Source organism: Gammaproteobacteria bacterium (assembly GCA_013003425.1).
Lineage (GTDB): Bacteria > Pseudomonadota > Gammaproteobacteria > Steroidobacterales > JABDKV01 > JABDJB01.
Genome location: JABDJB010000111.1, coordinates 1 through 13,914 on the forward strand (window position 1 = coordinate 1; position 13,914 = coordinate 13,914).

Below are 13,914 nucleotides of genomic sequence, written 5' to 3' on the forward strand. Positions count from 1 at the left end.
CGCCGGTGTCGCAGGCATCGCCAATTCCATCGTTATCCTGGTCCGCCTGATCGGTATTGGCAGTCAGCGGGCAGTTGTCAGCAGTATCGACGACCGTGTCGTTGTCGTCGTCGTTATCACAAACATCGCCCTGACCGTCGTTGTCGTTGTCTGACTGGTCGGTATTGGCGGTCAGCGGGCAGTTGTCAGCGGTATCGACCACCGTGTCGTTGTCGTCGTCGTTATCACAGACATCGCCCTGGCCGTCGTTGTCGTTGTCTGCCTGGTCGGTATTGGCAGTCAACGGGCAGTTATCGGCGCCGTCAGCAACCGTATCGTTGTCGTCGTCGTTATCGCAGACATCACCCTGACCGTCGTTGTCGTTGTCCGCCTGGTCGGTATTGGCGGTCAGCGGGCAGTTATCCGCGCCGTCGACCACCGTGTCGTTGTCATCGTCGTTATCACAGACATCGCCCTGGCCGTCCTGGTCGTTATCGGCCTGGTCGGTATTGGCGGTCAGCGGACAATTATCGGCACCGTCAGCAACCGTGTCGTTGTCGTCGTCGTTGTCACAAACATCGCCCTGGCCGTCGTTGTCGTTGTCTGACTGGTCGGTATTCGCAGTCAGCGGACAGTTATCGGCGCCGTCAGCAACCGTATCGTTGTCGTCGTCGTTATCGCAGACATCACCCTGCCCGTCGTTGTCATTGTCTGACTGGTCGGTGTTAGCGGTCAGCGGGCAGTTATCGGCACCGTCGGCCACCGTATCGTTGTCGTCGTCGTTATCGCAGACATCACCCTGACCGTCGTTGTCGTTGCCCGCCTGGTCGGTATTGGCGGTCAGCGGGCAGTTATCCGCGCCGTCGGCAATCGTGTCGTTGTCGTCGTCGTTATCGCACACATCGCCCTGGCCGTCGTTGTCGTTGTCTGCCTGGTCGGTGTTAGCGGTCAGCGGGCAGTTGTCCAGACCGTCACCGACCGAATCATTGTCGTCGTCGGCGTCGCACACATCGCCCTGGCCGTCGCTATCATTATCGGCCTGGTTAGTGTTTGCCAACAGCGGACAGTTGTCTGCAGTGTCGACAACCGTGTCGTTGTCATCGTCGTTATCGCAGACGTCGCCCTGGCCGTCGTTGTCGTTATCGGCCTGGCCGGGGTTGGCGATAGTCGGGCAGTTGTCAGTCGCGTCAGGAACGCCATCAGAGTCGAAATCGTCGTTGCTGGCACAGCTCTGCGCCAATACACGGAATTCATCGACCTGGCCGTACCAGTCGTCGTTGCCGCGATAACGGAAACACACGTACGCCTGTTGCCCGGCATATGTCGACAGGTCGAGCTGCTCGCTGAAGCCGGGCAGGTCGAACGACGCGCCGCTGTCCAGCAACTGTTCAAGTACGAGGTCATAGCTGCCAACGGTTCCGGCCGATGGCGCCTGGGTTCCGACCAGCACAGACAGCGAGTCGCCTGCATCGGGCGGACCATCAATCTGGTAGTTGTGCAGGAAGCGCAATTCCGGTGCCGTGGCAGTTACCAGGTTTATTGCCGAGCTGCACAGGTAAGCGTCAATCTGACCGGCAGACCCGGCGTCCGAATCGATACATGCCGCAACACCGCTGCCGCCGGTAAAATTACCCTCATCCGTGGACGGATTACTGTTGCAGACACCATCATCGGAAGTGCCCCAGTTCTCGTTGCGCGCACCGGTATTGAAAAGTGTCCAGCCGCCGAGGCCTCCCTCGAAGTCTTCAGTGACACACAGCTCCGGTAACAGGCTGCATGAACTGGGCAGGCGGGCACCGGGCGGCGTACCATCCAGCGTAACCTGGTCCAGAAGGAACCGGCTTGTTCCGACGCCGTAGGCCTCTGAATAAAAACGCAGGTCGTGTGGACCACCGTCGGCAAAGGCGGTGATATCGGCATTAGCCGTAGCGTAGCTTCCACCAAAACAGCCCGGATCGCCGCTGTCAAAGCGATAGACTTCGACACCGTCAATAGTGGCTTGAATGAAATCTGCAGGGCCACCGCACTCCGGAGCGACGAAGTCGAAACTCAGCGTAGTCGCATCACTCGGGATAATGAGGCGCTGCTCGACAAAACCGATTTCACCGTTGGCGCCGCGGCCGCCGAAGTAGGAGAACCAGCTGCCAGTGCCTGAGGGAAGACCGAACTGGCACAGGCCCTGCGTGCAGACCGGTGAGGTGTAATTGGTTGAAAACTCGCTCCAGACGGAGTTGGGCCTTCCCAACTCGAAGCTGCCGTCCTCCAGCCGCCGCTCGGTCGGCACAGTACATTCGTACCCGACCTCGACCTGGCAGGTAGCTGAACAACCATCCCCGCCAACGTCGTTTCCATCATCACATTGTTCGCCATTGGTCATGCGGGCATCACCACAAACGTCTGCGAACGGATCGATACCTTCCTGCAGCAGTGCGCCGGAATTGTCCGGGTCGAGCCAGGGCTGCAGTCGTTGCGTATCGTTGGAACCGCCGTTCCAGGCGCTGGAAACCTTGCCGTAGCAATCATTGCCACTCGGGTTGGCACAGCTCGATGAGCCGCCGGACAAGAACCCGATGACTCTTTTGTTCTCTGTGTTCCACAGCGCGGAACCGGAAGAGCCTGGTTCTGTAATCCCGTCTTCCCAGTTGAGCCACCAGAAGCCGTTTGACCAGTTGGTGCCGGCAATACAGAAACCCTGGGAGAACGGACCGCCAGTGTCTATAGAAATTGCCTTTTCGTCACCATTCGGATGGTGGATGCCCACCGTTCCATCGGGGGTCACCCCGGTGGCATCCCAACCGGCGTAATAGACGTTGAACGACGGGTCCGGCAGCTCCTCCAGTTCCACCAGGCTGAAATCGATGTTCTGCCGGCTGGCACGATAAATTGTGCCGATCTGGAAATCGCTCAGCGACCCGCCACTGAGCTGGCCACAGCTTGGCGACTCGTAGTTCCAGTAGAGCACCATCGACTGCGGCGCATTCGGGTTTTGTTCGTTCGGCCCGCAATGCCACGCGGTTAACAAATACGGAGTCAGCGTGCCGGGAACATCGGCAACCAGCTGCCCGGTGCACAGGAAGGTGCCACCCGGCAGGCTGATGGTGTAACGCGCGACACTGCGCAATTCGGTACGCCAGGGGTCAGCCTGTTCACAAGCCACGTCGATATTGCAGGTATCCTGACGTGTGAGATTCGGCTTGCCCGTGATGCCAAACATGTCGCGGTATCCCGCATTGACCTGCATCAGGCGCAGCGCGGACACCTGAGGAGCGGGTGCTACCGCCGCGCTTTTCCCGGCCCGCTCTCCAGCCGGTTTGCGCAGCCTCAGCTCTATGATAGCGGCATCACCGGGCACCACCGGCGTCCACAGTTCGCCGTGTTCACGGTTTTTCGCCGCGGTAAATGGCCCGCGGACATAGAGCCTGTCTTCATCGTAAACGTACAGCTCTGCGCCAGGTGGCAACGCGTAGTTGTCAAACGCTACGCTCAGCTCGGTTGCGCCGGGCACTTCGACGCGGTGACGCCAGACAAATCTTCCATCAGTCAGCGTGAATTTTTCAGCTTCCGGCCAGATTGATACCGGGTAGTCAATGGCAACCCGCAGCGGCACCCCGGCGGGCGCGCGGGCATCTTCTGCAAGAAGCGCGTCGGCGTCGAGTGGCGCAAGCACTGTGGTCTCCATCGCCGCGAGCGGTGCTGTAAAGAGCGTGGCAATGACCAGCGTGGCTAATGTTGTTTTCATGTTCTCTCCTGCGCCGCGGACAGCTGCGCACATCGCTTCATCAATTGAGACAATCTGCTGCAGTCATATTTTCTTTGTGCCCGGAGCCCGGCCGAATTCGGCCGGGCTCCAAGGGCGTTGTTATTGAGCAATTGCGCTCGGACCCGGTGACTTCAGGAACAGCCCGCGCATGATCTCCAGGTCATCCATGTCGACCATGCCATCGCCGCTCAGGTCACCCAGCGCTTCTGTCGAGCCGTACATAAATCGCATCATGGCAACGTCATGCAGGTCGACCATGCCGTCCTGCGTGAAGTCGGCATCACAGGCGTTACCGAAGCCATCGCCATCGGTATCGACCTGATCGGGGTTGTGATGCATCAGGCAGTTGTCACCACCGTCGCTGATGCCGTCACTGTCGGAATCGGCGGCCAGCTGGAATACAACCTGTGTCATTTCCTCACGCGCGCCGGGATTAGTCACCACGCTGAATACCTGGTGCACAACTTCACCGGAAGCACCTGGTACCGCACGAATACGGTAGTCCAGCGTTTTCACACTGAGATCAGGTCCGAGGAAGTCATAACAGATCATCAGGCCATCACTGAGCGGCCCGGTGTACTGGGTGCCCAGGCTGCCGTTGAGGTTTTCGAGACCGGTGGTTGCATCGCTCCAGTCGCCGACGATGTTGTCGTAGGCCAGCACGATTTCAAAGTCATTGGGCCGGTCGCTCACCACGCCATTGATAACCACTTCGAAATCAATCCGGTCGCTGGTCGAACCAGCCGGCCACGGCTGCATGTCGTCGTATTCGATGACGCTCAGGTTACGGCCGGGGGCAGAAACCGTGACGCCGCTGTTGCTTGCTGTGTCGTAGACAATCTCGAGATCCTTCCACGCCATTGCGATCATGTCATTTGGCTCAGCCTCGTTGGGAATATCGGTGTTTTGCCATGGATTCGGGCCCAGCCCGGAAGCAAAAACGCCAAAACCATCGTCGGTGAATGTGAAACCGGTCTTCGGGCTGCCATAGAACGGCAGGTTCTGGCCCTCGAGGGCGACGAATGATACGTCGTTACCCGAAATGGTCGGATTCGCGGGTACACCAAACACCTGCAGGTTGATGTAGCCGCCGAAACCCGTATCGCAAGCCGGGTTGTACATCGGGTCGGAGGTATCGACATTGGGCCCGTTGATAGCCGGCACATAGTTTCGCGGTATGTTCAGCAGTGACGGATTGTCCATTACCCAGACGATCATGTTGTTGATGAAGTAAACCTCGCCTTCAGCCGCGCTGATGGAACCAGGGACCAGCTCAAAGCCATCAGGGATCTCGGCGCCTACGACATACATCATGTCTTCCGGCGTGAGGTTCGCTTCGACCTCGATCTGCATGTCGACCATTTCGCCGACTTCGATCTCCGTTGCCGATGCGCTGGCACGGACGTCGTTGGCGAGGCGGGTAAGCTCAACCGGAATCAGCGCCAGGCTGCTGCCATTGGCCGAAACATCAATTGCACCCACGTACACGTCACCTTCCTGAAGATCATCAAGATCCCAGCCGACGCGAACTTCCCACGGCTGACCCGGCTCGATAACCGGCGGCGGCGCGACGCTCATGCTGCCGTCATCCGGCCCGACTGAATACACTTTTAACTCGGTGGTATCTGTCGGCAATTCGCTTGCTTCGAAAGAAACGACGGCCACCCAGAAACTGCCGCCCTGCGTAACAACATCGCCGGACAGCACGCATGATTCGATGTCCGCGGGGTTACCACTCTCGCAAAGTATTTCGTCCTCGGAAATTTGCCCGTCGCCATTATTGTCGCGACCAACAAACAGGTCGACGTCCGGCGCCGTGCTGTTGGAGGTGCTGGCGGAAAACAGTATCGAGTTTGCCGATACATCGTAGAAGCTGATATCCACACCGGTGGAGGTAAATGGCGAGAACTCCCCGCCATTGTCCCCCTCGATCACGACCTCAGAGAGCGCAGCCTTGCTAAGTGCAAACGGCGCGATACTCAGGTCGGAAATCTCCCCAGTGGTAAACCCGCCGGCCAGCTGGGTACCCGCATTGCGGCGAATCTTGAGCTTCAGCTCTTCCGGCAGGATTCCGGCAATCGGGTTCACCGCCAGCGGCATCGCCTGTGGCGACACTACGGGGTTATCCGGTGTCAGGTGCACCCAGCCAAAGGCCCACTCTTGCAGCGGCAGGCGCTGCGCATCGGCCGTTACCGTGATCGTCGCAGTATCGCCCTCGTTGAGCGTAAAGCTGGCTGGCGATATCTCGATGCCAAGCCCGTTGTTGACGCTCTCGCCAACGGCGGTCCAGGTAGCGCTTGCGGTCGCCCGCACCGTGCGTTCCCACGTACAGACTTCGAGACACGAAGCGTCGCCAAAGGACGGCAGGTTCAATGTAGTCGGGTCGCCATCCAGCGCCGGATTAGCCGCCTGGAAGTTCTGCGTGGTCTCGTGCATTACCAGGCCGGCGTTGGCAGCGACATCCACCCGGATACGGCCGCCACCGTAATCGAACGGCGTTGCCGGCAGGTCGTCTTCCTCGCGTGTCATTTCGCGTACGCCGGTCGATGCCAGCGCCGAGTGAATTTCGGCTGCACTCCAGTCGGGGTGCACCTGGCGCAGCAGCGCCCCGGCGCCCGCGGCATGCGGGCTGGACATGGAAGTGCCGCTGATTGCGATGTACTCGATTGGTGTCGCATACGGTGCATACACGTCAACCCCCGGCGCGGAGATGTTCGGGCTGATGATATCGGGCACCGAGGCATTCGGCCCGCGACCACTGAAACCGATGACTTCATCAGCCAATGCCATGTCGGTAGTTATCGTGGTTGCCGTGACGGTACCGGTGTGACCGGTACCGCTTGCCAGCCAGTCGCGCAGCGGATCCCCGAATTCCTGGTTCATCTGGATCCCGGGTATCACGTAGCTGATATCGAACAGGCCCTGCGCAGACGTTGCCGTCGTCGCGATGATTACGCCGCCGGCACCACCGTCGGCTGCGCTCTGAGCCTTGTCGACAAGCGCGAATCCGCCGCGATCGCACAACACGATCTCGCCGTTAAAGGTGCCTGCCGGAAACTCACCCAGCGGGCACAGCGAGTCGCCGTAATCACCCGCGTAAACAATCGCAGCAGGGCCATAGCCGCCAGTCGCACTGCGTCCGGGCAGATCGCCCGGCGCAGCCGTGTCACCCCCTGAAAGGTCGGTGACCATCTTTTCTGAGAACGCACGCTGATGGGTGCTGGCCGCTACCGAGGTAAGCCAGGGCGCGTCAGCAGGCGAGCCGACGGTCGAGGCACCTGGTCCGCTGTTACTGGCCGATGTCGCCACGAAGATCCCGGCATCACGTGAACCGAGGAATGCCAGGCTGTCAGCATCGCCCCACGGGTTGGTCGGGCCGCCACCGATTGAATAGTTGATGACATCGACACCGTCTGCCGTGGCCGAGTCGATTGCTGCGATCAGATCGCTACCCGGGCAGCCGCCGTCGCCACAGGCCATGTAAGCGGAGATGTTGGCGCGCGGTGCGACGCCGGTGATCTTGTCCATGGTTATGCCGGTCGGATTGCCGCCGAAATCAACCAGCGGCACATCCAGTACCAGGTTGCCACCTGATGTACCGGCGGTGTGAGAGCCGTGGCCGCTCCAGTCTTCGGCAGTATCCTGGCCGACACTGGCAGCCGAGGCCGGCAACGCCATGGTTCCGATCAGTTTGCTGTTACACAGCTGCGACCTGCCACCGTTCGGGTTGGTGAACTGGTCGAAGGGTGCGCAGTCGCGTAAGTAGACGCCGTCACCCAGCGGGTTTTGATGTACGTAGCCGTCACCTGGGGAAATCTCGGCGAACGACGGGTGGTCAGTGTTGATGCCCGTATCGATTATGCCGATCAGCACACCCTCACCGCGCGCTTCCAGGCCACCGGTTGCACTGCCGTCCCAGACCAGGTCTGAACCAATCAGTTCGACGCTGTTCGTGGTATCGATCTGCCGTATAAAGTCGCGCTGCACTGAAGCAACGCCCGCCATGCGGGCGATGCGAGCAGCCTGCTGCTGGGTCATGCGCACCGTCATGCCGTTAAAAGCATGGCGATAGCGGTGCATGACTTCGGCCCGGCCCAGCTCCTTGCGCAGCTTTGATTCAAAGCGCGCATGCTCACGATCGAGGTAGGCCAGGTAAGCCACGCTGGCGGCGCTGCGTGTATCCAGTTTTACTCCACCCGAAACTGCGGTGGTGCCGGCCGCACTGCGGGAAGCGGCACGTACGGTATCAGGGTTGGTCGCTGCCAGGCCGGCAATACCGCCGCGGTAGCTTGCCAGCGGTTCGTCCGTCAAACGGATGATATAGCGATGCTCGCCGGTCAGGCCTTTCTCCCACTGGAAACCGGCCTGCTTCACGTTGCTCAGCACTCGTACCGGCAACGCCTGCATGCCCGATGCAACCACCGGCTGTGTTTTCGGCTTGTCCCATTTGGCCGCGATTCGGCCAAATGACCATGACGCGTTGGCCGTGCTGCCGGCCATGAAAGCGAGTGCGGCCGCAGCCGTCGCAGCAAACAACTTAGTCTTCACAATGATTGCCCATCCCCAGAGGTTTTCAGTTTCGAAACTCTACGATTGCGTTTGCAGCGACAGATTTTCTGTTCTTGTTTGCTGCTGATCCGGCCGGATAACCTTACCTCGTAACAGCGCTGGCCCGGCCCGCTTCGGAATCCGTAAATATACTATTTTTCAAGGTTTTTTTCATCCCGAACAACGCCGGGATGTACAGTGTTTTGTACAGCTTTGGTGCATAAAAAAACCCCGCACCTTGCGATGCGGGGTTTTCCACAACAGGCCTGGAGGCCGTGTTATTTACTTGCGGCGGAAACCGAGCAGCGAAGCTACGCCACCGAACATGAGCCACACTGCGGCGGGCAGCGGAATCACGGCGGTGTTGACATCAACGTTGGCCGCGATGAAATTCACGCTTCCGGCCGGGATTTCGTTCTCACCCGGAGGTCCGGTGTTGAGGAAACCGCCACCCAGGGCGGCAACGACACCGGAGATCGCTGTAAGAGCCTCTGCAGCGTCACCAACGGCGGTGAAGCTCAGGGTCATCAGCAGGCCTGCATCCGCACCATCGGGCGGGTTAAGGAAATCAGCCAGGATATTCGGGTTGGACAGCTGGCCAGCCAGCAGTACGTAGGCGTTGGCATTCGGGTCAACGTTACCGTCTGCATAGTTATCCGGGTCGCTGAACGCACCAGCCTGCGGCGGGTTCAGGCAGCCCTGGGTCGTACCGTTAAACGGGGCATCGTCGCCGGCGCTCCAGCCGACGTCGTTGGTCCCGGCTGATGACAGCGCGGTCGTACAGCTGAAGCCGAGGTCCAGGCTGTTCGAACCATCGAAATTCGCCGCTCCGAAATTGTTCAGCGTGATGCGATCGAGCGTTACCAGGTTGGCGTCATAAGTGATCCACATGGCGGCGCCAAACAGACCTTCAGTAAAACCTGATGCGGATACAGTCACATCAAAAGACTGACCCGGCTCGATTGTGTCAGTGGGGCCCATGAAGGTGATTGTCGTGGCATTAGCGCCGGCTGCAAGCAGCGATGACATCACCAGAGTCCCGAGAATTTTTCTAATCATGAGAGAAGTCTCCCTAAATATCATTTGTTATTTCAGACCGGCCCAATGCCGCAAGTTAACGTAAGTTTTTGATACTGACGTAATCGGCCGTCGCCGCTACGCTGAATGTTATCCAAGTATCGTGCCAATACTCCAACTTGTTGATTTTCTTGGCTCAGGTGCGTTTTTGCTTTCCTTTAGGTCCCCGAACTGTAAAAACCGTCGACAGTCTGACCGCGTCTGGCTAGACATGTCTGCTCTGGAATACCCTTCCCTGAGCGTTCCTGCTGCGCAGGTTAATACAGCCGGAAGTGTGACGCAAGTCAAACTTTTGCTTGTAACACAATGCCTTAACATAATGAGACCCGGCTACTGCAAACCCTTAAATTCAGAGCAGTTCCAACGTCTCGCGCGCTTTTTCCAGGCCCGTATAGGGCTGGCGCGCCGACACCGCCGCCTGCAGCTCGCGCTTGGCGACATCGAGACGGTCCTGGCCAAAATAGGCCATGCCGAGATGGTAACGCAGCTGCGGCACCTGACCGGCCCCGGCCACCGCCTCCTCCAGCACCTTGACGGCGCCCTCGATATCGCCGGTGCGATACATCAGCCAGCCCAGCGTGTCGAGAAAGATCGGGTTGTCCGAGTTGCGAAAGCGTTGTGCCAGCTGCAAAGCCCGATTGAGGCTGATTTCGTCCTGGCGGTGGTCGGCCACCAGCGCCGCGTAATTGTTAGCTGCCACGTCCAGATTGGGATTACGTTCAATCTCGGCCTCATAAATGGCAATGGCATCGTCCCAGCGGCTTTGACGCTCGTAAACTGTAGCGCGCAGCAGACGCAGGTCGGGGTTGTTCGGCATGACCTCCAGCGCACCTTCCGCTGCCTTTTCGGCCGCATCAAGGTCACCCTGCAACAGGTGCAGCCCGATCAGGTTGCGGTAAGCCGGCACCCAGCGGGCATTAATCTCAAGTGCCTTGTCGTTTTCAGCGATAGCGCGATCGAAATCGCGCAGGCGGGCGAAGACTTCTGCAAGCAGGGTTTGTGCGTGTACGTTGTCGGGATTCTCTTGCTGGAATCCGAGCAGGTAATCACGCGCCTGCTCTACCTGTCCAAGCTGCACATGACTGCGCACCAGGTTTGTCAGCGGCTCTATTGCCTTGGGCTCCAGTTCAATAGCCTGTTTGTAAGATTCGATACTCTCGTCGAGATTGCCAGCGGCCGCCTCGATACGCCCCTGCAGGTAGTGGCCGAGTGCGCGGGTTTCCTCGATCTGGAGAATTCGTTCGGCCTGCACCTGTGCCGCTTCCCAGTCGGCGACACGCACCAGCGTATCGACCAGCATGCGTGTCATTTCCAGGTCACGCGGAAAGCGCTCGACCCCTGACAGCAAAAGAGCACGAGCCTCTTCCCACTGCTGGTCGCGCATCAGCAGCCGTGCGAGTTCACGACGCCCGTCGCGATTACGCGGATGCGCCTGCATCAGTTTCTGGTAGCTCTCGCGGGCCAGGCCCTGGTTGCCCGCCAGCGCCTGGGCGCGAGCCATGGTCAACAGCCCGCCCTCTGAGTTCGGGTCATTGCGCAACACGGTGCGCAGGTTGGAAATTGCGCTGTCTGTATCACCGCCCTCTATCAGCAACGCCGCCTGCATCATCAGGGCCTGGTCGTTCATGGGTGCCTCTTCCAGCACCTCGGCCACCAGCTGTTCGGCTTCGACCTTGCGCTGTTGCGCTATGCGAATACGCGCCAGCCGGTTGCGCGCGTCCAGGCCTGCCTGGGCTGTGCCGGTTTCCTCAATGATATTGGTGAGCGTCTCTTCAGCGCGGTCTACTTCCTGATTGCTCAACTGCAGCTCTGACAGCTGGAATTGCAGCTGCCACTCCTCCGGGGCTTCGCTGATGAACTGGTTCAGCAAGGTCTCTGCCTCCGCTTTACCCTGACTCTGGGCAACAAACTGCACCAATCGCATGCGAGCCTCGACATCTTCGGGGTCGGCGGCGACGATTTCGCGAATCAGTTTCTCTGCGTCATCGTTGCGGCCGATCTCCACATAGAAACGCGCCAGGCCGTAACGCAGTTCATTGTTATCCGGGTTTTCCTCGATCAGGGCGTAATACTCCTGCTCGGCATCGGCCAGTCGATTCTGCGACCGCAGCAGTCCGATCTTGAGCACGCGCAGCGCCGAGCGCGGCTCGGCCGCCAGTGAGCGATTCAGGTAATCCAGCGCCCTGTCAGGGTCTGCACCGGCATAGATGCCAGTCAGGAAACTGGTAACGATGAGGTCACTGGGGTCGTTGTCGAACTTCTGCCGAAGCTCGGCAAGGGCCGCATCACGGCTGGCTGAATCATCGGCGAAGTCGGCCTCGTGATAGACAATGATCGGCTCGAGCGACTTTATCGTTTCGTCATCCGGGGCGTAGGACAATGCGGAATCGAGCTGGTCGCGAATCATCTCCAGTACCTGGCCGCGCTCTGGCGAGGCCATGAATCGCAAATACAGCTGGATAAGCTTGGAACGCGCCTCGACGTTGTCAGGCTGCAGCTCGATTACACGCTGCAGATTTCCCATCATCTCGCGCCAGGCGGATGGATCGGAAATTATCTTGGTCTCGGCAATACGTGCCAGCAAAAAACGTGCCTCTGCATTCTGCGGCTCGATCTGCAGGGTGTTTTTGGCATCCAGGCCGGCCTTTACCAGGTCGCCAGCCTCAAACGATGCCTGCGCCCTTTCCAGGTATTTTTGCGCCCTTTCCTCAGCGCTGCTGCATGCGACCAGCACGCCGAGCAGCAACAAGACAGTGAGTGTTCTGCCCTTGATCATTGTCCTAACCTCGAATGGAATTGCTATTTGTTGAATAAAACCTATTGCGGCTCGCCCGTACCGGTCTGCTGCGGCGCTTCGTCGTCACGACCTGCAAACAGGCCGCCAGCCTTGCGATCTTTTACGACATCCTTGATCAGCTCTGGCTGTATTTCCCGCGCCTGCTCGGCGAAGCCGTAAACCAGCGCCGTGTCGCACAGCGAATTGATAACGCGTGGTACCCCACGACTGTAATACCAGATGAGCGAACAACTCTTGGCCGGGAAAATCGCCGGATCCCCGCCGGCCACCGAAATACGGTGATGAATGTACTTGACCGTCTCTTCAGAATTCAGCGCGTCGAGATGATGACTGACCGAGACCCGCTGTGCAAACTGTTTCAGGCTCGGCAACATCAGCATCGAACGCAGCTCGGGCTGACCAACCATAATCATCTGCAGCACCTGGTTCTTGTCCGCATTGATGTTAGACAGCATGCGTAACTCTTCCAGGGTCTTGGGCGTGAGGTTTTGTGCCTCGTCGATAATCAGGACGGTGCGGCGGTTGTCGGCATACTCGCCCACGACAAAGCGCACAAATGCCTCGTAGAGTTCGACCTTTTCCATACCCTTGTATTCAATGCCATAGGCCATCAGCACCCACTGCAGCAGGTCGCCGAACGATTCGTGGGTATTGGTGATCAGCCCGACGGTAACGTCTTCCTCGATTTCATCGAGCAGCTGCCGGATCAGCGTGGTTTTTCCGGAGCCGATCTCGCCGGTAATGACGGTGAAACCGGCATTGTTCATCATCCCGTACTGCAACATCGTCAGCGCCATACGGTGCTTGCGACCCAGGTACAAAAACGCCGGGTCGGGCAGCAGCGAGAATGGTTTCTCGGTAAAACCGTAAAAAGCTTCGTACATGCGTTGTCAGTCGGCCTGCGGATCAGTAGTAGTAATAATTGCTCTGGCTTTCGGTGGACTTATTCAGCACCGTGCCGAGAATGTTGGCCTGCGCCAGCACATCGTGGGCGGCCAGGATCTCTTCCGCCTGCGTTTCACCCTCTTCGACTACCAGCAGGAACGCGTCGACCTGCGGCGAAAAAGCCAGCGCATCATCGACGGCCAGCACCGGCGGCAAATCATAAATTACAATGCGCTCCGGATAGCGCGCAGCAATTTCCTGCGATAACTGTTCCATCTTTGGCGAGCCCAGCAGCTCAGAGGAATTTTCCACCCGGCCGCGCCCCGGCAATACCACAAAGCGCTCGACCGCGGGATTGACCAGCAGGTCTGCGAGTTCGACATCACCACTGAGATAGTCGCTGAGCCCCTGCTCCACCTCGAAGCCGAAGAATTCATGCGTGCTGGGCCGGCGCATGTCGAGGTCGACCAGCAACACCGTACGATCGACTTCACGCGCCATGCTGAGGGCAAGATTTACTGCGGTCAGAGATTTGCCTTCACCGGTTCGCGGGCTGGTAATCGCAAGTGAATTCCAACCCTGCTCTTTCATGGCGCGAATTACACGCGTCCGCAGCATGCGATAAGCGTCCGCCACGGCATCGCCGCGACTGCTGCTGACCACGCGCTTTTCCCGCATCACCACCGGGTCAGGTGAAATAATGCGCGTCTGCGTGTATTCAATTTCCAGTGAGTCAGGCGCTCTTGCCTGTACCCGTCGTGGGCTCGGCTGGCGCGCCGGTGCAGCAGCTACACTGCCGGCAGATGCCTCACGCTGTTGCCGGGCACGTTCCAGAGCTTCTTTAATTCTTTCCATACTTCTGTCCGAT

At 59.0% G+C, this 13,914-nt stretch carries 6 protein-coding genes; all 6 read right to left on the reverse strand.

The window, feature by feature from the left end; genetic code table 11:
• A partial coding sequence (locus HKN06_14625; GenBank protein NNF62543.1) for a hypothetical protein occupies nucleotides 1-2,356 on the reverse strand: 2,356 nt, incomplete at its 3' end.
• A 1,482-nt stretch (nucleotides 2,357-3,838) separates the two neighbouring features.
• Complete coding sequence (locus tag HKN06_14630) at nucleotides 3,839-8,287, reverse strand: S8 family serine peptidase (GenBank protein ID NNF62544.1); 4,449 nt, start codon at nucleotides 8,285-8,287, stop codon at nucleotides 3,839-3,841.
• 282 nt (nucleotides 8,288-8,569) lie between these two features.
• Entirely contained in the window at nucleotides 8,570-9,346 is a 777-nt protein-coding gene (locus tag HKN06_14635; protein NNF62545.1) for a hypothetical protein, read from the reverse strand.
• A 367-nt stretch (nucleotides 9,347-9,713) separates the two neighbouring features.
• The gene (locus HKN06_14640) at nucleotides 9,714-12,140 is read right to left on the reverse strand and encodes a tetratricopeptide repeat protein (GenBank protein ID NNF62546.1); all 2,427 of its coding nucleotides are present in this window, start codon (nucleotides 12,138-12,140) and stop codon (nucleotides 9,714-9,716) included.
• Between the two features lie 41 nt (nucleotides 12,141-12,181).
• The gene (locus HKN06_14645) at nucleotides 12,182-13,045 is read right to left on the reverse strand and encodes an AAA family ATPase (protein NNF62547.1); all 864 of its coding nucleotides are present in this window, start codon (nucleotides 13,043-13,045) and stop codon (nucleotides 12,182-12,184) included.
• A 22-nt stretch (nucleotides 13,046-13,067) separates the two neighbouring features.
• Nucleotides 13,068-13,901 (reverse strand): CpsD/CapB family tyrosine-protein kinase, encoded by an 834-nt coding sequence (locus HKN06_14650; protein NNF62548.1) that lies wholly within the window; start codon nucleotides 13,899-13,901, stop codon nucleotides 13,068-13,070.
• Nucleotides 13,902-13,914 lie beyond the last annotated feature (13 nt).